The sequence below is a fragment of the Rhizobium sp. BK602 genome, from assembly GCF_014195095.1.
In the GTDB taxonomy this organism is placed as follows: Bacteria; Pseudomonadota; Alphaproteobacteria; order Rhizobiales; family Rhizobiaceae; genus Rhizobium.
The window spans coordinates 84,519-106,188 of record NZ_JACIBC010000008.1 but is presented as its reverse complement, the minus strand read 5'-3'; the positions used below and the strand labels follow the sequence as shown (position 1 = coordinate 106,188).

The window sequence follows — 21,670 nt, the reverse complement described above, 5'->3', positions numbered from 1 at the left end:
TTTCGCGGACCGGGTAAACATATGGTGATCGCTCCCGCCGATTCAATCGGCCCGCCGCGCCGCGGCCTTCTCCATCGCCTTGGCGAGCTTGATGTCATGATCCGTCAGGCCGCCGGCGTCATGCGTCGTCAGCTTCACATCCACCCGCGAATAGACATTGAACCATTCGGGATGATGATTGAACTTCTCCGCCGCCAAAGCCGCTTCTGTCATGAACCCGAAGGCCTCGACGAAGTTGCGGAATTTGAAGCTCTTCGAAATCGACAGATGATCGGCCGACAGCGTCCAGCCGCCGAGGCCGGCCAGGGTTTCCTCGATTGCCGCCGGTTCCAGCTTTTCGTATTTCATGGCAAGATCACTCCTCTCAATCGCTGAAAGATATCATGAACCATCTCAGGATTCTTTTCGTTTGCGCTGGCAATATCTGCCGCTCCCCGCTTGCCGAGGGTATTTTCAGACATTTGGTCAATGAAGCCGGCCGCGGCCCCGAATTCCAGATCGATTCGGCCGGCACCGGCGGCTGGCACCAGGGCGAAAGGCCGGACCGCCGCTCGATCGCCACGGCGGCTGGCCACGGCGTCGACATTTCCGGGCAGCGCGCGCGCCGTATCGAACCCGCCGACTTCGACCGCTTCGATCTGATCCTGGCAATGGATCAAGACAATTTGAAGAATTTGCGCAAGGCGGCGCCCGACGAAGCGCTCGGCAGGCTACACCTCTTCAATACCTTTGCGCTGGACCGGGGCACGGATATCCCCGACCCCTATTATGGCGGCCACGAGGATTTCGAAGCCGTCTACACCATGCTCTTGACCGGCTGCAACGCGCTGCTGCCAAGGCTGGGAAGAGAACTGCGAGCCTCGTGAAGCGGGAAGACCTCTTCGGTGAGGTAAGGGCCGCCACCGACCGATTCGCGTGACGACAGCAGCACGAAGCGGCCGACCGTGAACGGCGCGGTATAGAAGTTGCCGCGGCCCGAGAGATAATGCACGACATCGTCGACGCGCGAGGATTTCAGCCGGGCAAGCGTCACATGCGGCGTGAATTTGCGGGGATCGGGCGGCAGGCCGATACGCTGGCAGATACGTTCGATCTCGCCTTGCAGCGCGTACATATCGGGCGTCTGCGTGACGCCAGCCCAGACCGAATGCGGCTTCTTGGAGCCGAAGGAGCCGATGCCTTCCAGCCGGAGCTGGAATTCCGGCCTGTCGATCCGGTCCAGGCGGTCGACGATCTCATCGGCGGTGCGGCCATCGACATCGCCGATGAAGCGCAGCGTGATGTGATAATTTTCGACGTCGATCCACCTGGCTCCGGGAAGACCACCGCGTAACAACGAAAGGCTCATGGCCGCGTTGCGCGGAATTTCGAGGGCGGTAAAAAGTCTCGGCATAACGAGCACTCCCCGAATCTCTTGCAGGTATGAGCAGGGAATCACGCAATTGCAGTCGGTGCAAGCATCTATTTCGCAGCTGCGGCAATCATCCCAATGAAACTGGCGGCTGCCGGCTCGAAATTCCGCACCATGACATCGACGCCCGTGGAGTTCGGATGCATGCCGTCGGCCAGCTGCAGATCGGCATGGGTCGCCACCCCATCGAGAAAAAACGGATAGAGCTGGAGCTGGTATTTGCCGGCCAGCCGCTGGTAGATCGGATTGAACTTGGCCGCATAATCCGCCCCCATGTTCGGCGGCGCGATCATGCCGGCGAGCAGGACCGGAATCTTGCGCTCCTTCAGCCTGACGATGATGGCCTCCAGGTTCTTTTCCGTCTCTTCCGGCGGAATGCCGCGCAAGGCGTCGTTGGCGCCGAGTTCGAGGATGACGCCATCGGTCCCATCCGGCACCGACCAGTCGATCCGGGCCAGTCCGCCGGAGGTGGTGTCGCCGGACACCCCGGCATCGGCGATGGCAATATCCAGTCCCTTCGCCTTCAGCGCCGCCTGCAGCTTGGCCGGAAATCCGTCGCCGGGCGGCAGCTGGTAGCCCGCCATCAGGCTGTCGCCCAGACCGACCAGCTGGATGGTCCGCGCCTCGGCGGCGCTCGCCGCGCCCAACAAAAGACCGAAAGCAATGACAGCGAAGTGAAACGCGGCAGCTTTAAAACGCATGATCTATTCCCTAAATTCGCTCAGCGGGCCAAATCGCGCCCGCTATGATCTCAGATATATAGGGCGTCCCGCATTGGCAAAAACCATCATCGAGCTGAAGAAGGCGGATTTGACGCTCGGCAACGCCGCCGCCTCGGTCCATGTGCTGAAGGGCATCGATCTCACGATCGCCGAAGGCGAGTCCGTCGGCATCGTCGGCCCTTCCGGCTCCGGCAAGTCGACGCTGCTGATGGTGCTGGCCGGCCTTGAAAAACTCGATAGCGGCGAACTTCTGATCCGCGATACGCCGCTCCATAGCCTGAGCGAAGACCGCGTCGCCGATTTCCGCGGCCGCAATATCGGCATCGTCTTCCAGTCCTTTCATCTCATCGCCAACATGACCGCACTGGAAAACGTTGCCGTGCCGCTGGAACTTGCCAATGTCCGCGACGCCTTCGACATCGCCCGGCGGGAGCTGCAGGCCGTCGGCCTCGGCGAGCGGCTCAACCATTATCCCGGCCAGCTTTCGGGCGGCGAGCAGCAGCGCGTCGCGATCGCCCGCGCGCTCGCCCCATCGCCGGCCCTGCTGATCGCCGACGAACCCACGGGCAATCTCGACACCGACACCGGTCGGCAGATCGCCGATCTCCTGTTCGCCCAGCAGGCCGAGCGCGGCACGACCATGCTGCTCGTCACCCATGACCCGGCACTGGCCACCCGCTGCTCCCGCCAGATCCATGTCCGCTCCGGCGAGATCGAGGGCGACAGCGCCCGGGCGCGGATCAATCAGGCGGCCATGGCATGACGGCGGCGGGCGCGCGCCTCAGGCTCGCCTTCCGCCTGGCGCTACGCGAATTGCGCGGCGGCCTTGGCGGTTTCTATATTTTCCTCGCCTGCATCGCGCTCGGCACCGGCGCGATCGCCGCCGTCAATTCCGTCTCGCGCTCGATCACGGATGCGATCTCGACCCAGGGCCAGTCACTGCTGGCCGCCGATGTCCGCTTCGAACTCAACAATCGCGAGGCGACGCCACAGGAGCTGGCCTATCTCGAAAGCCTCGGCCAGCTCTCCCGATCCACCGGCCTGCGCTCCATGTCGCGCCTGCCCGACGGCTCCGACCAGGCGCTGGTGCAGGTCAAGGCGGTCGACGGCGCCTATCCGCTCTACGGCACCTTCGAGGCCGAGCCCGACCAGCCGCTCTCGACACTGCTCGCCGAGCGCAACGGCGCCTATGGCGCCGTGGTTGCACCGCTGCTGCTCGACCGGCTGAACCTCAAGATCGGCAGCGAACTGCTGCTCGGCAATACGAAACTCCGGATCACCGGCACGGTGAAGACCGAGCCGGACGCGGTCTCGGAAGGATTCGGCTTTGCCCCCCGCCTGCTCACCAGCCGCGACGCGCTGATCGCCTCGGGGCTGATCACCACCGGCAGCCTGGTCGAGCATGCCTACAAGATCCGCATGGCCGACCCCGCAAGCGGTCTTCGCGACATCGCCGCCCGCGCCAATGCCGCCTTCCCGCAGGCCGGCTGGTCGGTGCAGACCAGCAACCGCGCCGCACCGGCGCTCGCCGACAACATCACCCGCTTCTCGCAATTCCTGACCCTGGTTGGCCTCACCGCCCTCATCGTCGGCGGCGTCGGCGTCGCCAATGCCGTGCGCGCCTTCCTCGACGCCAAGCGCACCACCATCGCTACCTTCAAATGCCTCGGCGCGCCGGCTTCCGTCGTGGTGATGATCTATCTGATCCAGATCGGCCTGATCGCGCTTGCCGGCGTCGCCATCGGCCTGGTGCTCGGCGCCATAGCGCCCTTGATCGCCTCCCAGTTCATGGCCGAGTTCCTGCCGATCTCGACCGCCCCCCGGCTCTATCCCGGCCCTCTGATGCTGGCGGCCCTGTTTGGCCTGCTGACGACGCTCGCCTTCGCCATCCCGCCGCTCGGCCATGCCCGCGAGGTGCCGGCGACAGCGCTGTTCCGCGAGCAGGGTTTCGAGGCGCGCCGCCTGCCGGCCTGGCCCTATCTGCTTGCCGCCGGCCTGCTGATGGCGGCGCTCGCCGCACTTGCCATCGTCACTGCCTATGACCGCCGCATCGCCATCGTCTTCATCGTCTCGATCGCCGGCGCCTTCATCGTGCTGCGCGCTGTCGCCGCTTTGCTGTCATGGCTTGCCCGCCGCAGTCCGCGCGTCAATTCGCCGGCGCTACGGCTGGCGATCGGCAACATCCACCGGCCGGGCGCATTGACCGCCTCCGTCGTCCTGTCGCTCGGCCTCGGCCTGGCGCTTCTGGTGACGCTGACGCTGATCGACAGCAACATGCGCCGGGAACTGACGGGACGCATGAGCGAACAGGCGCCGAACTTCTTCTTCATCGATATTCAGGGCTCGGAACTCGACGGCTTCCGCAAGCTCGTGCAAAGCCAGACCCCCGAGGGCAAGCTTGTCGAGGTGCCGATGCTGCGCGGCCGTATCACCGCCTTGAACGGCGAGGACGTCGCCAAGATCAAGGTGCCTCCGGCCGGCCAATGGGTGCTGCGCGGCGACCGCGGCATCACCTATGCCGAGACGCTGCCGGAAAACGCGGCGCTGACGGAGGGACAATGGTGGGACAAGGACTATAGCGGCCAGCCTCTGGTCTCCTTCTCCGACGAGGAAGGCAAGGAACTCGGCCTGAAACTCGGCGATAGCGTCACCGTCAACGTGCTCGGACACAACATCACCGCCAAGATCGCCAGCTTCCGCAAGGTGCAATGGCAGTCGCTGTCGATCAATTTCGTGATGATCTTCTCTCCTAACACCTTCAAGGGCGCGCCGCATGCCTGGCTCGCGACCCTGACCGAGCCTTCCGCCACATCGGCACAGGAAGCCGCGATCCTCAGAGCCGTGACCAATACCTATCCGACGATCACCAGCATCCGCGTCAAGGATGCCCTCGACATGGTCAATACGCTCGTGGGGCAGCTTGCCACCGCCATCCGCGCGGCCGCCTCGGTCGCGCTCATCGCCTCCGTGCTCGTGCTCGCCGGCGCGCTGGCGGCGGGCAACCGCGCCCGCACGCATGACGCGGTGGTGCTGAAGACGCTCGGGGCGACGCGGGCCATGCTGATCCGCGCCTTCAGCTACGAATATCTGATGCTGGGCGCGGCCACGGCCGTCTTCGCGCTGATCGCCGGCTCGGTGGCCGCCTGGTACGTCGTCAGCCGCATCATGCGCCTGCCATCGAGCTTCATGCCGGATGTCGCCGTTTCGACGCTTGTCATCGCCCTGCTGCTGACGGTCGGCATCGGACTGATCGGCACTTGGCGCATCCTCGGGCAGAAGGCCGCACCCGTTCTGCGCGAGCTTTGACGCTGGCTCGCGCAGATCATTCGCCGCCAAAACAGCCCGATATTACACCGATTTAACCCCGCCACGAGCCCTAGGCCCTTGTGTGCGGGCCTTGAAAGCCTCATATTCTGCACAGGCATGCTGGAGCTCCGCAGCGGCGCCTGGGACCGGAAGGCCCGACACCGTATACATATCGGAGCTTGAAAGAGGAAAACATGGCTGACTTTCGCAATTACCAAAACCGGACGCCGCAAGCAGGCGCGCAGACCGGTGCGATGATAGACGAGGGCCTTCGAGCCTACATGCTCAAGGTCTACAACCTGATGGCGCTGGGTCTGGCGATCACGGGTGTTGCCGCCTATCTCTCCTTCTCGCTCGCTTTCGCGAACGGACAGATCACGGCCTTCGGCCAGGCGATCTATCTGAGCCCGCTGAAGTGGGTGGTCATCTTCGCCCCGCTGGCGATGGTGTTCTTCCTGAGCTTCAGGATCAACCGCATGAGCGTGGCCGCCGCGACGACGACCTTCTGGGTCTACGCCGCGCTGGTGGGCCTGTCGCTGTCGTCGATCTTCATCATCTACACCGGCCAGAGCGTCGTGCAGACCTTCTTCGTGACCGCCGCCTCCTTCGGCGCGCTGTCGCTCTACGGCTACACGACCAAGCGTGACCTGTCGGCGATGGGCTCGTTCCTGATGATGGGTCTCTTCGGCCTGATCATCGCGGCGCTCGTGAACATCTTCCTGGCGTCGTCCGCCCTGCAGTTCGCCATCTCGGTGATCGGCGTGCTGGTCTTCGCGGGCCTGACCGCCTGGGATACGCAGCGGATCAAGGACATGTACTATGAAGCCGACGATGTGGCCGTAGCCGGCCGCAAGGCCATCATGGGCGCCCTGTCGCTCTACCTGGACTTCATCAACCTGTTCATGTTCCTGCTGCAATTCATGGGCAATCGCCGATAATCGCAGCCGGACGAGCCAAGCTTTGGAAAGGCGGCTTCGGCCGCCTTTTCTATTTGCCTGACGGCGCGGCGTGGGATTTTATACCGCCGCTCCACACTTTTCCTGGAATTACCCTAGATCAGGCAACAGAGATCAATGCCCTTCCACCTTCGCAAGACCGTCCCGGCCGATCTTCCCCGCATCACCGCCATCTATCGCGACGCCGTCTTGCACAGCACGGCAAGCTACGAGATCACCCCGCCGGGCGAAGAGGAGATGGCAAGCCGCTTCCAGGCGATCCGCGACAGGAACTATCCCTACATCACCGCCGAGGATGAGAACGGCACGCTGCTCGGCTACGCCTATGCTTCCGCCTTCCGCCCACGGCCGGCCTATCGCTGGATGGTCGAGGATTCGATCTATCTCGCCGAGGAGGCGCGCGGACGCGGCCTCGGCCGGCTGCTGCTGTCCAATCTCGTGCAGGAATGCGAGGCGCTCGGCTTCCGCCAGATGATCGCCGTCATCGGCGGCGCGACGCCCGCCTCCATCGCCCTGCACCGGTCCATAGGTTTTGCGGAGATCGGCCTGCTGAAAGGCGCCGGCTACAAGCATGGGCGCTGGCTGGACACGATGCTGATGCAAAAGACCCTCGGCGACGGCACGGACACCGACCCGGATCTGGCTGCCTATCCGGGAAGCCTGTTCAGCGCCTGACACGGCCTCGATATTCCGCCTGGAAAAGCTGAAAAGACCGGCGGAAACCTCGCCCGCCCGCGCCCGCAACATTTCTGAACATTAAAACAGCCATCGCAACATTCGATGCGCTAGTTTGCGGCGACAACCTCCACGCAACCACCTGTTTCCATCCGCGTATCGGCGTTCATTCACCTCGCATCGAGACCCGCGCACGCCTGGGCTTCGGGCGAGCGTCCATGGATTACAAAGGAAATTTATATGAGACATTTGCTCATTCCCGCCTTGCTTGCCCTGACCTCGACCTCCGCCCTTGCCGCCGATCTGACCGAGGCACCGGCCGCCGCTCCGACCTTCACCTGGTCCGGTCCCTATTTCGGCATTCACGGCGGCGGCTCGATCACCAGCGGCGACTTCAAATTCAGCCGCGGCAGCCAATCCGAGGACTTCAAGGGCGGGCTGCTCGGCAATTTCTTCGGCTACAATTATCAACTCGACAATGTCGTCGTCGGCGTGGACGGCAATGTCGACTATAATTGGAATGACAAAGCCGTCGCCAATGCCTCGAGCGTCGGCACCGACTGGTCCGGTGCGGTTCGCGCCAGGGTCGGCTATGCCTTCGACAATCTGCTGATCTACGGCGCGGGCGGATGGGCCGCGGCGCGCGGCTTCGCCGAAGTGCCCGGCTCCGGCGACGGCAAGGTGATCTTCAACGGTTGGACGGCCGGCGCCGGCGCCGACTATGCGCTCACCAGCAGCATCTTCGCCCGCGCGGAATACCGCTACAGCGACTATGGCAGCAAGGAACTGCAGGGCGTGAAGAGCGACCTCACCGAGCAGACGATCAATCTGGGCGTCGGCCTGAAATTCTAGAGCAATTCCAGGAAAAGTGCGTAGCGGTTTTCCGTCCGGAATTGCGTAAAAACAAAAGGATAGAGCGTTTTCGCGATTCGAAGAAAAGCGGAAATGCTCTAGGTTCGGATCAGGAAGCGACCATATCCCATCGAAGCCCCGCTCGTCGGCGGGGCTTTTCATTGGCGCAGACTGCGAGAGAAATCAGGTCTCGACCAGCTTCAATTGCTTGTCGAAGACCTTCAGCACCTGGCTCAGCTCATGACCGCGCTTCAGGATCATGCCGTTGGTGTTGACCACGGAGAAGGCCCCCTGCTTGGCGGCAAGCTTCGGGTTCTTCTCGATACGGAACAGCGGCATTTCACCGGAACGCTTGAAGACGGAGAAGACGGCCTTGTCCTTGAGATGGTCGATGGCATAGTCGCGCCACTCGCCCTCCCCGACCATGCGGCCATAGATCCACAGGATCGCATCCAGCTCCCTTCGATGGAAGGTCACCGGCAGCGGGTCCTTGCTTTGTTTGTATTCCCTGAGATCGACGACGACGGAAGAAGTGGTGTCGACGGAGCGGCTTTCGCCGTGTCGCAAATCCGGCTGATCAGTCATCAATCCCCCAGGGGCTGTACCATGACAAGTAGGTGACAGTTTGCCTCAGACGCGCCAAATTGCAAGACGGGCCGTCGCTCACAATTTTTTGCAGGGGAGCAAGCATCTCGGCACTGCCGCATTTCAGTCAAAACGACGCCCCATTTGGCGGAACTATAGGCTGCGGTTTGGCGCCGCCGCGCCAAACGGCCCGGCCGGGGCGCATCGACCGAACCCCAGCCCCGAATGCGTCCTTGCCGGGCACTCCCCCTTTTTGGCACCAGCCAAAATAGGGACCTTTTTTCGCAGCAAAAATAGAGATTCGGCGCCAGCCAAAATAGAGAGCTTTCCGTCCACCCGTCAGTGAGAAAAGGCCGATCAGCCGTCCGAGCCGATCGTCAGTACCGTCGCACCGATGATGGCGGCGGGATCTCCCGAGGGCGTGGAGGATTGCAGCAGAACCGCCAGGCCACGCCGGCCGGCCTTGTCCAGGACATTCGCCGGCAGCACGACATTCATTTCCTTGCCGTCCCACATGCCGACGGTCTCGACATCGGAAACCGCATGCAGATAGGCGATCTGCTGGCCGTTGTTTTCGCCGCCCTTCGGGGAGACGAGCTGTTCCTTGTCGAAATAGGCGACGACCACATTGGCCTTCCCCTGGCCGGAGCCGATCTTGATCTCCAGCTCGTCGCCCTTCATCGCCGCGTTTACCGCGACCGTCAGTCCCTTGCCCTGATGCTGGAAGTCATCGAGCTTGACGTTGATGCCATTGAGGTCCGCGCCGCTGATATGGTCCCGGCCGTTGATGATCGCCTGCGGCGTGTAGACCCCGCTGCGGCCCATCGTCCGCGCATAGGCATATTGGCGGGCCGTATTGTCCTTGGACGCCATCGTGTCGTTCCAGCCGAGATAGTTCCAGTAGTCGACATGATAGGCGAGCGCGACGACATCGCCCTGGCCGATCAGCTTGCGGAACGCGGCGTCGGCCGGCGGACAGGACGCGCATCCTTGAGAGGTGAAGAGCTCGACGACGCCCTTGATCTTGGCAAGCTCCTGCGCATGCAGCGAACTCGTGAGCGCGATGCCTGCCAGAAGTGGAACCAAAAATCGAAGGCGCATTCCCTATACCTCTTTCTCACGCGCTGGAGGCCAAAGCCGACGCATGACCCTGAAATCGCCTGCCGCTTTCCAGGGTATCCGTAAAGCTCTCATCAAGCCTGATAAATCTGAAACAAGAGATAATAGCTAAGCGCGATGACTAAAAGTCACGAAGGGGTGAGAGGAGGCGCTGAGGCGGCCGCACCGAACACATCAGCGTGAAAAACAAGACGCCGCCGGAAAGGTTTTCCCCGGCGGCGTGCAAGAATGGCTTTAATGCCTATTAGGCGGCGAGATCGCGCAGAACGGTCTGCAGGATGCCGCCATTGTTGACGTAGACGACCTCATCCAGCGTATCGATGCGGCAGATGATCGGAATGTCGCGGACCGTGCCGTCGCCGTAGGTGACCTTGGCGATCTTGCGCTCGCGCGGCTTGATGTCAGCCAGGCCTTCGATGGTGACGAGCTCATCACCCTTCAGGCCGAGGCTGGCCCAGGTGGTGCCATCCTCGAAGACGAAGGGGATGACGCCCATGCCGACCAGGTTCGAGCGGTGGATGCGCTCGAAGGACTGGGCGATCACGGCGCGCACGCCGAGCAGGTTCGTGCCCTTGGCAGCCCAGTCGCGAGATGAACCGTTGCCGTATTCGACGCCGGCGAAGATGACGAGCGGAACGCCCTCGGCCTTGTACTGCATGGCCGCATCGTAGATCGAGGTCTCTTCCTTGGACGGGTAATGGATGGTGTAGCCACCTTCCTTGCCGTTCGGGCCGAGCATGTGATTGCGGATGCGGATGTTGGCGAAGGTGCCGCGCATCATAACTTCATGGTTGCCGCGGCGCGTGCCGTACTGGTTGAAGTCGGCAACGCCGACGCCATGGCCGATGAGGTAGGAACCGGCCGGCGAGGCAGCCTTGATCGAACCGGCCGGAGAAATGTGGTCGGTGGTGATCTTGTCGCCGAAGAGGCCGAGAACGCGGGCACCCTTGATGTCGGAGATGCCGGCGCCGGTCTTGCCCATGCCAACGAAATAGGGCGGGTTCTGCACATAGGTCGAGTTGTCGTCCCAGGCATAGGTCTGGCCGGGGGGAACCTGCACGGCCTGCCAGTTGGCGTCGCCCTTGAAGACGTCGGCATACTTGCTCTCATAGAGCTCGCGGGTGACGTACTTCTGGATGAACTCCTGCACTTCGTGCGAGGTCGGCCAGATGTCCTTCAGATAGACCGGCTTGCCGTTCTGGTCTTCGCCGATCGGCTCCTTCGTCAGATCGAGCTGTACGGAGCCGGCGAGCGCATAGGCGACGACGAGCGGCGGCGAAGCCAGGTAGTTCGCCTGGACGTCCGGCGAGATACGGCCTTCGAAGTTACGGTTGCCGGAGAGGACGCCCGATACGATCAGGCCCTTGTCGTTGATCGTCTTCGAGATCGGCGCCGGCAGCGGGCCGGAATTGCCGATGCAGGTGGTGCAGCCGAAACCGACCAGATTGAAGCCGAGCTTGTCGAGATCGGTCTGCAGGCCGGACTTGGCGAGATATTCGCCGACGACCTGAGATCCCGGTGCCAGCGAGGTCTTGACCCAGGGCTTGGTCTTCAGGCCCTTGGCAACGGCATTGCGGGCGAGAAGGCCGGCCGCGATCAGCACCGACGGGTTCGAGGTGTTGGTGCAGGAGGTGATGGCGGCGATCGCCACGTCACCATGGCCAAGATCGAAATCCGTGCCTTCGACGGCGTAGCGGTTCGAAAGCTGGCCGGGCTTCTTGTATTCGGTTTCGAGCGAGGTGGCGAAACCGGAGGCGATGTTTTCCAGCGCGATGCGGCCTTCCGGACGCTTCGGACCGGCCATCGACGGCACGACGTCGCCGAGATCGAGTTCCAGCGTGTCGGTGAAGACGAGGTCGGAGCCGTCGCCTTCGCGCCACATGCCCTGAGCCTTGGAATAGGCTTCGACCAGCGCGATGCGGTCCTTGGTGCGGCCGGACATGTTGAGGTAGTTCAGCGTTTCCTTGTCGACCGGGAAGAAGCCGCAGGTCGCGCCGTATTCCGGACCCATGTTGCCGATGGTGGCGCGGTCGGCGAGCGGCAGCGCGTCGAGGCCAGGGCCGAAGAATTCGACGAACTTGGAGACGACGCCCTTCTTACGCAGCATCTGAACGACGGTCAAAACGAGGTCGGTCGCGGTAACGCCTTCCTTGAGCTTGCCGGTGAGCTTGAAGCCGATGACCTCAGGCAGCAGCATGGAGACCGGCTGGCCGAGCATGGCGGCTTCAGCTTCGATACCGCCGACGCCCCAGCCGAGAACGCCGAGACCGTTGATCATGGTCGTATGCGAATCGGTGCCGACGCAGGTGTCGGGATAGGCGATCGTCTCGCCGTCCTCTTCCTTCGTCCAGACGGTCTGGCCGAGATATTCGAGGTTCACCTGATGACAGATGCCGGTGCCGGGGGGAACGACGCGGAAGTTCTTAAAGGCCTGCTGGCCCCATTTCAGGAAGCGGTAACGCTCGCCGTTGCGCTCATATTCCAGCTCGACGTTCTTGGCGAAAGCCTGCGGCGTGCCGAATTCGTCGACGATGACCGAGTGGTCGATAACGAGGTCGACGGGAACGAGCGGATTGATCTTTTCCGGATCGCCGCCGAGCGACACCATCGCGTCGCGCATGGCGGCAAGGTCGACAACGGCGGGAACGCCGGTGAAGTCCTGCATCAGCACGCGCGCCGGGCGATAGGCGATCTCATTCTCGACGGTGCCCTTGTTGACGAGCCATTCGGCGACGGCAAGGATGTGTTCCTTGGTGACCGACTGACCGTCTTCGAAGCGCAGCAGGTTTTCCAGAAGCACCTTCATCGAATAGGGCAGCTTGGAAACGCCGGGCAGACCATTGGCCTCGGCCTTCGGTAGGCTGAAATAGACATAGTCTTTTCCGCCGACGTTCAGCGTGGAACGACAATTGAAACTGTCAAGAGATTTAGACACGAGAAACCCCGTTTCTGATAGCCAACACAGTCGTGCGAACGCCTATGCACTTTATGCACATCAGGATGCGGGTACGGCCATTTCCGCTGTCCGCACGTAAGGCAAAACACCTTATGTTCGGCGCAAGGATGAAATTCACGCCGACCGCTGGCGTGGTTGCCGGTCTTATAGATAATTTCGTAAAGACTTGCCAGAGTGGCCAAGCGCAAAATTCGAGATTTTTTTCGCAGTGCGACAACGAAAACGGGGAAAGCCTGAGCCGATGCATCTAAGCGCTGAAAACCTGGCCGCCAGGCGGGGCGAGGACCTGATTTTCGCAAATGTTTCCTTTGACTTGGCAGACGGCGGCGCACTGATCCTGACTGGCCGCAACGGCTCCGGAAAATCAACGCTTCTGCGCGTCGTCGCCGGCCTGCTGCGGCCCGAAAAAGGCCGCCTCGTCCTCATCGATTCGAAGGGAGATCCGGATCGCCTGCCGGGGGAAGCCAGCCACTATCTTGGCCATCGCAACGCCATGAAATCCGAACTGACGGTTGCGGAGAACCTGACCTTCTGGAAGAGCTTCCTCGGCGACATCGAGGGCGGTGCCGGTCTTGCGATCGAGGAGGCGGTGGAGGCCGTCGGCCTTGCCGGCATCGCCCACCTCCCCTTCGGCTATCTCTCCGCCGGCCAGCAGCGCCGCATGGCCTTCGCCAAGCTCCTGGTCGCCCATCGCCCGATCTGGATTCTCGACGAACCCACCGCGGCGCTGGATGCGGCGGCGGACCGGCTGCTTGCGGATCTCATCACGGCCCATCAGAAGAGTAGCGGCATCGTGCTTGCGGCCACGCACCAGCCGCTGGGGTTGGAGAATGCGCAGGAAATGCGGATGACGGGGTTTGCCGGGGTGAGTGAGGGAGTTTGGGGATGATGGGAATGGCGTTTGGCACCCTCTTTCTCCGCGACCTGAAACTTTCGGTGCGCGCCGGCGGCGGCGCGATGATCGGCATTCTCTTCTTTCTGACCGTCGTCGCCGTCATTCCCTTCGGCGTCGGCCCCGACCTGAAGCTCCTGTCGCGCATCGGTCCGGCCATCGTCTGGATCGGCGCGCTGCTGGCCTCGCTGCTCGGTCTCGACCGGCTGTTCCAGGCCGAACGCGACGATGGCTCCCTCGACCTGCTGACCATGCAGGAAACGCCGCTGGTGCTGACGGTGCTGACCAAATGTGCCGCGCATTGGGTGGCGACCGGCCTGCCTCTCGTCATCGCCTCGCCGCTGCTCGGTCTTTTCATGAACATGAACGAGACGGCGATCGGCGCGACGGCGCTGACCCTCCTCGTCGGCACGCCGGCGATCACCTTCATCGGCGCGGTGGGCGCCGCCGCTGCCGTCGCCTTGCCGCGCGGCGGCTTGCTGGTGTCGATCCTGGTGCTGCCGCTCACCATCCCGGTGCTGATCTTCGGCGTCAGCGCTACCTATGCCGCCGTCGAGGGACCGCAGCCCTTCCTGCCGCCCTTCCTGATCCTGACGGCACTCACTTTGTTCTTCGCCGTGCTCGGTCCGGCAGCAGCCGCACTTGCCCTGCGCCACACGACGGATTGATCGCATGAGACACGACGCTCGATTGCCGGAACTATCATATCGGGTTAAACAGACCGCATGAGCGATATCAGCCCTGCCATCAGCCGATTTTCCGACCTCGCCAACCCCACCCGGTTCCTGGCGCTGGCGGCGTGTCTCATCCCCTGGCTCGCGGCAATCACCGCCCTCCTCTTCGCGATCGGCCTCTATCTGTCGTTTTCGACGGAGGGCGACTACCAGCAGGGCGATACCGTCCGCATCATGTATATCCATGTGCCGGCCGCCTGGCTGTCGATGATGTGCTACACGATCATGAGCCTATCGGCGATCGGTACGCTGGTCTGGCGCCATCCGCTGGCCGATGTCTCGGCCAAGGCCGCAGCCCCTCTCGGCGCCGCCTTCACCCTGATCGCGCTGGTCACCGGCTCGCTCTGGGGCAAGCCGATGTGGGGCACCTATTGGGTGTGGGACGCCCGGCTGACCTCGGTCTTCATCCTGTTCCTGATGTATCTCGGCCTGATCGCGCTCAACCGCGCCATGGATGATCCGTCCAGGGCTGCCCGCGTCAGCGCGGTGCTGATCCTCGTCGGCTTCATCAATATCCCGATCATCAAATTCTCGGTGGACTGGTGGAACACGCTGCATCAGCCGGCGAGCGTGATGCGCATGGGCGGCCCGGCCATCGATGCGGAATTCCTCTGGCCGCTCTTCATCATGGCGCTCGCCTTCACGCTGCTGTTCTTCACATTGCATCTGATGGCGATCCGCAACGAAATCTGGCGCCGGCGCATTGCCGCGCAGCGCCGCCTCGCCGCGCGCATGGCCGCCCGGGAGGAATGAGATGACACATCCCTTCTACGTCTTCGGCTCCTACGGCTTTGCCGCCGCCATCATCCTCGGCGCCGTCGCCTGGACATGGATCGACGGCCATCTGCGCCGCCGGGAAATGGCAGCGCTCGAAGCCGCCGGCATCCGCCGCCGGTCGCATCGTACCCCGGAAGGCAGCAAGCCGTGAGCATCGACACCGGCAAGAACGGCGGGCCGAAATCGGGCGGCACCGCGCGCTATCTGCTGGCGCTGATCCCGCTGATCGTCTTCGCCTGCATCGCGCTTGCCGTCGGCAAGGTCATGTACGACCAGGAAGTCCACGGCACCGACATCTCCGCCATTCCCTCAGCCCTGATCGGCACCAAGGCGCCGGCACTGGCGCTGGCGCCGCTCGAAGGCTCCAATCTGCCGGCCCTGACCGACGCCGCCATCAAAGGCAAGCTGACGCTCGTCAACGTCTTCGCCTCCTGGTGCATCCCCTGCCGGGACGAGCATCCCGTCCTCAAGCAACTGGCCGAGGACGGCCGACTGAACATCGTTGCCATCAATTACAAGGACAAGAGCGAAAACGCCCTGCGCTTCCTCGGCGAGCTCGGCAATCCCTACAAGGCCATCGGCATCGACCCCGACGGCTCGTCCGCCATCGACTGGGGCGTCTACGGCATTCCCGAATCCTACCTCGTCGCCCCCGACGGCACGATCCTTTACAAGCAGGTCGGCCCGTTCACACCAACGAGCCTGAAAGAAGGGCTCTATCCGGCCATCGCGAAGGCGCAGGGAAAGCCGGCGTCCTAGACCCAGCTTCTTTCGGCATCCACGTGACGAAAACGCTATTTGGGCTCACACGGGAAATTCAATCCGGCAAATGTGCTCATGGCTTCCTCCGCCGGAACATCCTTGAGTGTCGGGTTGCGACCGAGAAAGCCACAGAGCATGTCGCTAATCCTTGCGGCATCGATAGAAGCCGGGATACACATATCGACACCGACGGACTCGCCAAAATACGCCCAGTTCGTCATAGCTCTGGCGTTGGGAATCGACTCGGCAATCCCGCGACGGGCAACGAGATCATCACGATTCCATTTATCGAGCCAGCCGGTAACGTAACCGGAGACAAATTGCCGGGAGCCGGCGCAATCGGCCAGCAATCGGCCGGTATCGGAAAAACCTGTCGGCGATTTGGATGCGATCACGGCTAGAAGAGTTACAACTGCGATACTCGACATCTGCCCCCGCAAAATCTCAGCGTCACAGCGACCTGCCGTGGCTCAATATCCGCGAGTGTAGATGCAATTTTATGGCGATTTTTGGCAGCGAAGCAGAGTGGGTGCCGTCAAATTCTGAGATCCGTTAAATCCCACCCTGCCAGGTCTTGATCGCCTCGACCGGCCAGACCAGCATGATGACGTTCAGCGTGAGATTATCGCGGATCAAGTAGCCGGTGAGCAGCTCGAAGAAGATGGCGATGGCCACCGTCACCAGCACCGGCGCCCGCCAGGCGAACAGGAAGCCGACGACCATGAACACCGCGTCCATCGCCGAATTCAGGATGCTGTCGCCGACATAGTCGAGCGAGATCGTCGCCGAACGATAGCGGTCGATGATGATGGGAGAATTCTCCAGGAGCTCCCAGCCGGATTCGATCAGCATGGCAACGAAGAGACGCATGGAGAGCGGCTTGCGGCGCATGATCAGATGCGTCAGCCCGAAGAACAGGAAGCCATGGATGATATGCGACGGCGTGTACCAGTCGGCGATATGCTGCGAGTTGCCGCTGGAATTCACCACCGGCTCGAAGAGCTTGACATAGCCGCAGGTGCAGATCGGCACCCGGCCCATCATATATTCGGCAATGATCTGGACGAGCAGAACCACGGCGCAGGCGATGAACCAGAAGCTCTGCCGCTGGTAACGGTTTTCAGTGTCGGAAAGAGTGGCCATTATTCGGTTTCCGCCGGCGGTTCGATCGTGTGCTTCATGATCAGCGGCATCTGCGACAGGGTGAAAAGGATGGTGATCGGCATCGTCCCCCAGACCTTGAAGTTGACCCAGAGATTATCGGCGGCCTTGACGTCGGGCAGGTAGTACCAGTTCGCACCGCGCCAGACGACTTCGTTGAGCACGGCAAGAACGAAGAAGAACAGCCCCCAGCGCAGCGTCAGCTTGCGCCAGCCCTCGGCATCAAGCTGAAAGGCGGCATTGAAAACATAGCCCAGCAAGGATTTTCCAAAGAACAACCCACCGAGCAGGACAAAACCGAACAGCGCGTTGACGATGGTCGGCTTCATCTTGATGAAGGTTTCGTTCTGCAGGTAGATGCCGAGCGCGCCGAAGACCAACACGACGATGCCGGAGACGAAGGGCATCAGCGGCAGATGACCGAGCATGACCTTGGAGACGACGAGCGAGATCACCGTCGCCGCCATAAACAGGCCGGTGGCGACGAACAGCGGACCGCCGAGTTCGGACAGCGCCGGAAAATGCTGCACCAGCCATTCGCCGCGCAGATTGCCGAAGAAGAACACCAGCAAGGGGCCTAGTTCCAGCACCAGCTTCAAAAGCGGATGATGCTTGTCGGCGGCGCTGGGGGTGAGATCGCTGTCGCTGGTCGTCATCGCGGCACTTTCACTATCGTCGAATTTTCGTCTGTCGTTCATTGGCTGTTTCCGGGGCTGATCCCGGCGATGGCCTCGGCGAAATCCTCGGCCTCGAACGGCTCCAGATCGTCTACACCTTCGCCGACGCCGATGAAATAGACCGGCAGCTTATGCTTGGCCGAGATGGCAACGAGGATGCCGCCGCGCGCGGTCCCGTCGAGCTTGGTCATGATCAGGCCGTTGACGCCGGCGACATTGCGGAAGATTTCCACCTGGTTCAAGGCGTTCTGGCCGGTCGTCGCATCGAGCGTCTGCAGCACGGTATGCGGCGCATCCGGATCGAGCTTGCCGAGCACGCGCACGATCTTTTCCAGCTCCGCCATCAGCTCCGCCTTGTTCTGTAACCGGCCGGCGGTGTCGATGATCAGCACGTCGCTCTTGCTGGCCTTGGCCTGCTGGAAGGCATCATAGGCAAGACCGGCCGCATCGGCGCCGAGCTTGGTGCCGATGAATTCCGACTTGGTCCGGTCGGCCCAGATTTTCAGCTGCTCGATGGCGGCGGCGCGGAACGTATCGCCGGCGGCGACCATGACCTTCAGCCCAGCACCCGACAGCTTCGCCGCCAGCTTGCCGATGGTCGTCGTCTTGCCGGTGCCGTTGACGCCGACCACGAGGATGACATGCGGCTTGTGGCTGAGATCGAGCTGCAGCGGCTTGGCGACCGGCTTCAAGACCTTGGCGATTTCCTGCGCCATGATGCGGCTGACATCCTCGCCCGTCACATCCTTGCCGTAGCGCTCCGAAGCGAGCGTATCCGTGACGCGCATCGCCGTCTCGACGCCAAGGTCGGCCTGGATCAGCAGATCCTCCAGATCCTGCAGCGTCTGGTCGTCGAGCTTGCGCTTGGTGAAGAGCGCGGTGATCTGGCCGGTGAGCTGCGACGAGGTGCGCGCCAGGCCGGCGCGCAGGCGCTGGAACCAGGAGAGCTTCTGCTTGGGAGCTTCGGGAGCGGGCGCTGGTGCGGAGGTGGAGAAGCCCTTGGGGAGGATGGGAGCTTCGGCGCTTTCCGACGAGAGTTCCGAGTCTGTCGGAGTTTCGATGATTTCCGACGAGAATTCCGAGCGAGTCGAGGCTTCGTCACCCCCCTCTGTCCTGTCGGACATCTCCCCCACAAGGGGGGAGATCGGTTCGATCGTGGTCTCTTCCGGGGTTACATCAATTTCAGTGCTCGCAGCTTGCTGCTGCTCAGCAATCTCGCTCTCGCCAGCATCGTCTAAGACAACAGGCTCATTCGAAGCGGCTGTGTCTACCGACTCGTCAGCCTTTTGCTCTTGCTCAGGCGGTGCGGCACTCTCCCACAGATCTTCCCCCTTGGGGGGGAGATGTCCCGAAGGGACAGAGGAGGGCTCGATAGGTTCGGCAACCTCAGACGTCGCCGGAAGATCCACCACAGCCTCTTCAGACGCCGAAACGACATCCACAACCTCTTCCGGCGCTTTCTCTTCCGCCGGCTTTTCACGGCCGAAGGTGAAGACTTTTTTGATGAAACTGAGCGCCATAAGAATTCCGTGGGGTCAGGCCGCGTCGGCGGCCGTAAGTTGCATGTCGAGATGCTTGCCATTGTGGCCGGTGATCGCCACCTGCACAAGGTCGCGCGGGCGAAGGCCGGGGGCGGCGACAAGCGTGAAGTTTTCCGTATGCGCCAGGCCGTTGTTCTCGACAAGCAGCCATTGCCGCGTGCCGACCATCCTGTCCAGATGGGACCGGTGCAGCCTTTGTCCAGCCTCGCGCAGGCGGGCGGCGCGGTCCTTGATCAGGGCGCGGTCGAGCTGCGGCATCCGGGCGGCCGGCGTGCCGGGGCGCGGACTGTAAGGAAAAACGTGCAGATGCGCGATGCCGGCGTCTTCCGCCAGGCCGACGGCATTGGCGAACATCTCTTCCGTCTCAGTCGGGAAGCCGGCGATCATATCGGCGCCGAAACTCGTCTCAGGGCGCAGGCGGCGCACATCCTCGATGAAGCGCATGGCGTCGGCGCGCGAATGCCGCCGCTTCATCCGCTTGAGGATCATGTCGTCGCCATGCTGCAAAGAGAGATGCAGATGCGGCATGAAGCGCGGCTCGTCGACGATGAGGTCCATCAAATGCTGATCCGCTTCGATGCTATCAATCGAGGACAGCCGCAGCCGGCGGATTTCGGGAATCTGCTTCAGGAGCGTCTTGGCGAGCAGGCCGAGCGTCGGTGCCCCCGGCAGATCGGCGCCATAGCTCGTGGCATCGACGCCGGTCAGCACGATTTCGCGATAGCCGCTTTCGACCAAGTTACGGGCCTGATCGACGACGGCGCCCATCGGCACCGAGCGCGAATTGCCGCGGCCATAGGGAATGATGCAGAAGGTGCAGCGATGATCGCAGCCGTTCTGCACCTGGATGAAGGCGCGCACATGGCCGTCGATATGCTTGATCATCTGCGGCGCCGTCGCCCGCACGCTCATAATGTCGTTGACGCGCAGCTTCTCTTCCGCCGAAACGCCGAAATCCGGCAGTGAACGATAGGACGCGCTGGTCAACTTCTCCTCGTTGCCAAGCACGGCATCGACTTCGGCCATTTCGGCAAAGGTCTGCTTCTCGGTCTGCGCCGCGCAGCCGGTGACGATGATGCGAGCATGCGGATTGTCGCGCCGCGCCCGACGGATCGCCTGTCGCGCCTGACGCACGGCCTCGCCGGTGACAGCGCAGGTATTGACCAGTATGGCGTTGTTGAGCCCGGCCTTCTCCGCCTCGGCCCTCATCACTTCGGATTCATAGGTATTGAGACGACAGCCGAAGGTAATGACCTCGACCCCGCTCACCGCGCCTGAGCCCCCTGCTCCGGATCACGCGAGAAGCTGCCCGTCACCGGATCGACCGTGCCGGACCATTCCCATTCCGCCGGCCCGGTCATGACGACATGGTCATCACCCTCCCGCCATTCGATGGTGAGCCTGCCAGGAGCGGGCGCCGAGGCGACGTCGATCGTCACCTTGCGGCCGGTGCGGCCAGTGCGGGCGGCGCTGACGGCGGCCGAGCAGGCGGCCGAACCGCAGGCAAGCGTCAGGCCAGCACCGCGCTCCCAGGTGCGGGTGCGCAGCGAGGTCGGCGACAACACCTGCGCCAGCGTGATGTTGGCACGCTCGGGAAACATCGGGTGGTTTTCGAGCAGCGGGCCGAAACGATCGAGGTCGAAGGACATCGGGTCCTTGTCCACCCAGAAAATCGCATGCGGATTGCCCATCGACATGGCCGAAGGCGAATGCAGAACGGGATTGTCGATCGGTCCGATCTGCAGCTCGATGCGGCTGGTATCGGCAAACTCCTCGGCAAGCGGGATCTTGTCCCAGTCAAAGACGGGCGTGCCCATATCGACGGAAATCGTGCCGTCTTCATGCTCTCTGGCGTTCAGGATACCGGCAACGGTCTGGAAAATGAACACCTTCCTGCCGGTTTCGGCCGCCAGTGCCTGCACGACGCAGCGTGTACCATTACCGCAGGCCTGCGCCTTCGTGCCGTCGCAGTTCAGGATATCGATCCAGGCATCGGTGCCCTGAGCCTTCGGATCATGAATCGCCATGATCTGGTCGAACTGCGTTTCCGGATCGGCATTGAGCGCGATCGCGGCAGCAGCCGTCACCACATCCTTGCGGCCGCGCATGTCGACAACCAGGATCTTGTTGCCAAGCCCGTTCATCCGCGCAAATTCGACCGTGTTGCTCATGATGCCATGTCCGTCCGTGTTTTCGAGCTGTATATGGCGGAAATGCGGGGGAATTACCAGTGGGACATGAAGGACGGTATCTTCACAGGTTGGCGCCGTTCATCCGGGCCGCCTCGATCCTTCGAGGCTGCGCTCTTCGCGCTCCTCACCTCAGGACGAGGCGGAGTTACCTCACGCCGCGCCCATAATGTCTAAAGCAAAAGTAAATTTTAGAAATGCGAGGCAGCCCGAAAGATCAACTTTCACGTGGAGAAGGCCTAAAAGATCAGGCCTCATGGTGAGGAGGCCTGCAAGGCCGTCTCGAACCACGAGGGCGGGTGGCCCGTTCTCATAACCACAGCTCAAATCCCGCCGAGAAGCCTTGACGGAACTT

23 protein-coding genes are annotated in these 21,670 nt (G+C 62.4%); 11 read left to right on the top strand and 12 right to left on the bottom strand.

Annotated elements, in window-relative coordinates:
* Positions 1-42: 42 nt before the first annotated feature.
* Positions 43-348 (bottom strand): 4a-hydroxytetrahydrobiopterin dehydratase, encoded by a 306-nt coding sequence (locus FHX11_RS23920; protein ID WP_184361906.1) that lies wholly within the window; start codon positions 346-348, stop codon positions 43-45.
* A gap of 35 nt (positions 349-383) precedes the next feature.
* Between FHX11_RS23920 and FHX11_RS23915 the strand changes: the two genes are divergently transcribed.
* The gene (locus FHX11_RS23915; protein WP_184361902.1) at positions 384-866 is read left to right on the top strand and encodes a low molecular weight protein-tyrosine-phosphatase; all 483 of its coding nucleotides are present in this window, start codon (positions 384-386) and stop codon (positions 864-866) included.
* Here FHX11_RS23915 and thpR read toward each other — a convergent pair.
* Both thpR and FHX11_RS23905 read right to left on the bottom strand, forming a co-directional pair.
* Complete coding sequence (gene thpR / locus FHX11_RS23910; protein ID WP_184361899.1) at positions 797-1,393, bottom strand: RNA 2',3'-cyclic phosphodiesterase; 597 nt, start codon at positions 1,391-1,393, stop codon at positions 797-799. The two genes, FHX11_RS23915 and thpR, sit on opposite strands and share 70 nt — an antisense overlap.
* A 68-nt stretch (positions 1,394-1,461) precedes the next feature.
* The gene (locus FHX11_RS23905; RefSeq protein WP_184361896.1) at positions 1,462-2,112 is read right to left on the bottom strand and encodes an arylesterase; all 651 of its coding nucleotides are present in this window, start codon (positions 2,110-2,112) and stop codon (positions 1,462-1,464) included.
* 73 nt (positions 2,113-2,185) lie between these two features.
* Between FHX11_RS23905 and FHX11_RS23900 the strand changes: the two genes are divergently transcribed.
* The 5 genes from FHX11_RS23900 to FHX11_RS23880 all read left to right on the top strand — a co-directional run bounded on the left by FHX11_RS23900 (position 2,186) and on the right by FHX11_RS23880 (position 7,922).
* Entirely contained in the window at positions 2,186-2,896 is a 711-nt protein-coding gene (locus tag FHX11_RS23900) for an ABC transporter ATP-binding protein (RefSeq protein WP_184361893.1), read from the top strand.
* Positions 2,893-5,439 (top strand): ABC transporter permease, encoded by a 2,547-nt coding sequence (locus FHX11_RS23895; protein WP_184361889.1) that lies wholly within the window; start codon positions 2,893-2,895, stop codon positions 5,437-5,439. Before FHX11_RS23900 ends, FHX11_RS23895 begins: the two co-directional genes overlap by 4 nt.
* A 194-nt stretch (positions 5,440-5,633) precedes the next feature.
* Positions 5,634-6,377 (top strand): Bax inhibitor-1/YccA family protein, encoded by a 744-nt coding sequence (locus tag FHX11_RS23890; RefSeq protein ID WP_184361886.1) that lies wholly within the window; start codon positions 5,634-5,636, stop codon positions 6,375-6,377.
* Positions 6,378-6,512: 135 nt separating this feature from the next.
* On the top strand, positions 6,513-7,070 hold the full coding sequence (locus FHX11_RS23885; protein WP_184361883.1) for a GNAT family N-acetyltransferase: 558 nt from the start codon (positions 6,513-6,515) through the stop codon (positions 7,068-7,070).
* 240 nt (positions 7,071-7,310) lie between these two features.
* Positions 7,311-7,922: an outer membrane protein gene (locus FHX11_RS23880; RefSeq protein ID WP_184361880.1), complete on the top strand. Its 612-nt coding sequence runs from the start codon at positions 7,311-7,313 to the stop codon at positions 7,920-7,922.
* 183 nt (positions 7,923-8,105) lie between these two features.
* Here the strand turns inward: FHX11_RS23880 and FHX11_RS23875 are convergent, their stop codons facing one another.
* From FHX11_RS23875 to acnA, 3 genes are all read right to left on the bottom strand, one after another.
* Positions 8,106-8,507 (bottom strand): DUF2794 domain-containing protein, encoded by a 402-nt coding sequence (locus tag FHX11_RS23875; protein WP_184361878.1) that lies wholly within the window; start codon positions 8,505-8,507, stop codon positions 8,106-8,108.
* 357 nt (positions 8,508-8,864) lie between these two features.
* Entirely contained in the window at positions 8,865-9,608 is a 744-nt protein-coding gene (locus tag FHX11_RS23870) for a thioredoxin family protein (RefSeq protein WP_184361875.1), read from the bottom strand.
* 262 nt (positions 9,609-9,870) lie between these two features.
* Positions 9,871-12,561 (bottom strand): aconitate hydratase AcnA, encoded by a 2,691-nt coding sequence (gene acnA / locus FHX11_RS23865; protein ID WP_184361872.1) that lies wholly within the window; start codon positions 12,559-12,561, stop codon positions 9,871-9,873.
* A 262-nt stretch (positions 12,562-12,823) separates the two neighbouring features.
* On the opposite strand from acnA, the gene ccmA reads away from it, so the two are divergent.
* From ccmA to FHX11_RS23840, 5 genes are read left to right on the top strand one after another with little or no spacing between them, the layout of a single operon-like run.
* The gene (gene ccmA / locus FHX11_RS23860; protein ID WP_184361869.1) at positions 12,824-13,471 is read left to right on the top strand and encodes a heme ABC exporter ATP-binding protein CcmA; all 648 of its coding nucleotides are present in this window, start codon (positions 12,824-12,826) and stop codon (positions 13,469-13,471) included.
* Between the two features lie 5 nt (positions 13,472-13,476).
* Positions 13,477-14,142, top strand: coding sequence for a heme exporter protein CcmB (gene ccmB, locus FHX11_RS23855; RefSeq protein WP_184361866.1), 666 nt, complete (start codon positions 13,477-13,479; stop codon positions 14,140-14,142).
* Between the two features lie 57 nt (positions 14,143-14,199).
* Entirely contained in the window at positions 14,200-14,961 is a 762-nt protein-coding gene (locus FHX11_RS23850) for a heme ABC transporter permease (protein ID WP_184361863.1), read from the top strand.
* Between the two features lies 1 nt (position 14,962).
* A complete protein-coding gene (gene ccmD, locus FHX11_RS23845; protein WP_184361860.1) occupies positions 14,963-15,136 on the top strand; it encodes a heme exporter protein CcmD in 174 nt (57 codons plus the stop codon).
* On the top strand, positions 15,133-15,744 hold the full coding sequence (locus tag FHX11_RS23840; RefSeq protein ID WP_184361857.1) for a DsbE family thiol:disulfide interchange protein: 612 nt from the start codon (positions 15,133-15,135) through the stop codon (positions 15,742-15,744). Before ccmD ends, FHX11_RS23840 begins: the two co-directional genes overlap by 4 nt.
* Before the next feature lie 35 nt (positions 15,745-15,779).
* On the opposite strand, the gene FHX11_RS23835 is transcribed toward FHX11_RS23840, so the two are convergent.
* From FHX11_RS23835 to dapF, 6 genes are all read right to left on the bottom strand, one after another.
* Positions 15,780-16,175: a hypothetical protein gene (locus FHX11_RS23835; RefSeq protein WP_184361854.1), complete on the bottom strand. Its 396-nt coding sequence runs from the start codon at positions 16,173-16,175 to the stop codon at positions 15,780-15,782.
* 124 nt (positions 16,176-16,299) lie between these two features.
* Positions 16,300-16,890, bottom strand: a complete 591-nt coding sequence (locus FHX11_RS23830) for a DUF2585 domain-containing protein (protein ID WP_184361851.1) — start codon at positions 16,888-16,890, stop codon at positions 16,300-16,302.
* Positions 16,890-17,606 carry a septation protein A gene (locus FHX11_RS23825; RefSeq protein ID WP_184361848.1) on the bottom strand — a complete coding sequence of 239 codons (717 nt, stop codon included), beginning with the start codon at positions 17,604-17,606 and terminating at the stop codon, positions 16,890-16,892. The genes FHX11_RS23830 and FHX11_RS23825 overlap by 1 nt, the downstream gene beginning before the upstream one ends.
* Positions 17,603-19,105: a signal recognition particle-docking protein FtsY gene (gene ftsY / locus FHX11_RS23820; RefSeq protein ID WP_184361845.1), complete on the bottom strand. Its 1,503-nt coding sequence runs from the start codon at positions 19,103-19,105 to the stop codon at positions 17,603-17,605. Before ftsY ends, FHX11_RS23825 begins: the two co-directional genes overlap by 4 nt.
* A gap of 15 nt (positions 19,106-19,120) precedes the next feature.
* Positions 19,121-20,395 carry a tRNA (N(6)-L-threonylcarbamoyladenosine(37)-C(2))-methylthiotransferase MtaB gene (mtaB, locus tag FHX11_RS23815; RefSeq protein ID WP_184361843.1) on the bottom strand — a complete coding sequence of 425 codons (1,275 nt, stop codon included), beginning with the start codon at positions 20,393-20,395 and terminating at the stop codon, positions 19,121-19,123.
* Complete coding sequence (gene dapF, locus FHX11_RS23810) at positions 20,392-21,297, bottom strand: diaminopimelate epimerase (RefSeq protein WP_184361841.1); 906 nt, start codon at positions 21,295-21,297, stop codon at positions 20,392-20,394. The genes mtaB and dapF overlap by 4 nt, the downstream gene beginning before the upstream one ends.
* Between the last annotated feature and the right edge of the window lie 373 nt (positions 21,298-21,670).

Coding starts and splice junctions, on each gene's coding strand:
- FHX11_RS23920 (WP_184361906.1), bottom strand. CDS start 348: ATGAAATACGAAAAGCTGGAACCGGCGGCAATCGAGGAAACCCTGGCC.
- FHX11_RS23915 (WP_184361902.1), top strand. CDS start 384: ATGAACCATCTCAGGATTCTTTTCGTTTGCGCTGGCAATATCTGCCGC.
- thpR (WP_184361899.1), bottom strand. CDS start 1,393: ATGCCGAGACTTTTTACCGCCCTCGAAATTCCGCGCAACGCGGCCATG.
- FHX11_RS23905 (WP_184361896.1), bottom strand. CDS start 2,112: ATGCGTTTTAAAGCTGCCGCGTTTCACTTCGCTGTCATTGCTTTCGGT.
- FHX11_RS23895 (WP_184361889.1), top strand. CDS start 2,893: ATGACGGCGGCGGGCGCGCGCCTCAGGCTCGCCTTCCGCCTGGCGCTA.
- FHX11_RS23890 (WP_184361886.1), top strand. CDS start 5,634: ATGGCTGACTTTCGCAATTACCAAAACCGGACGCCGCAAGCAGGCGCG.
- FHX11_RS23885 (WP_184361883.1), top strand. CDS start 6,513: ATGCCCTTCCACCTTCGCAAGACCGTCCCGGCCGATCTTCCCCGCATC.
- FHX11_RS23880 (WP_184361880.1), top strand. CDS start 7,311: ATGAGACATTTGCTCATTCCCGCCTTGCTTGCCCTGACCTCGACCTCC.
- FHX11_RS23875 (WP_184361878.1), bottom strand. CDS start 8,507: ATGACTGATCAGCCGGATTTGCGACACGGCGAAAGCCGCTCCGTCGAC.
- FHX11_RS23870 (WP_184361875.1), bottom strand. CDS start 9,608: ATGCGCCTTCGATTTTTGGTTCCACTTCTGGCAGGCATCGCGCTCACG.
- ccmA (WP_184361869.1), top strand. CDS start 12,824: ATGCATCTAAGCGCTGAAAACCTGGCCGCCAGGCGGGGCGAGGACCTG.
- ccmB (WP_184361866.1), top strand. CDS start 13,477: ATGGCGTTTGGCACCCTCTTTCTCCGCGACCTGAAACTTTCGGTGCGC.
- FHX11_RS23850 (WP_184361863.1), top strand. CDS start 14,200: ATGAGCGATATCAGCCCTGCCATCAGCCGATTTTCCGACCTCGCCAAC.
- ccmD (WP_184361860.1), top strand. CDS start 14,963: ATGACACATCCCTTCTACGTCTTCGGCTCCTACGGCTTTGCCGCCGCC.
- FHX11_RS23835 (WP_184361854.1), bottom strand. CDS start 16,175: ATGTCGAGTATCGCAGTTGTAACTCTTCTAGCCGTGATCGCATCCAAA.
- FHX11_RS23830 (WP_184361851.1), bottom strand. CDS start 16,890: ATGGCCACTCTTTCCGACACTGAAAACCGTTACCAGCGGCAGAGCTTC.
- FHX11_RS23825 (WP_184361848.1), bottom strand. CDS start 17,606: ATGAACGACAGACGAAAATTCGACGATAGTGAAAGTGCCGCGATGACG.
- ftsY (WP_184361845.1), bottom strand. CDS start 19,105: ATGGCGCTCAGTTTCATCAAAAAAGTCTTCACCTTCGGCCGTGAAAAG.
- dapF (WP_184361841.1), bottom strand. CDS start 21,297: ATGAGCAACACGGTCGAATTTGCGCGGATGAACGGGCTTGGCAACAAG.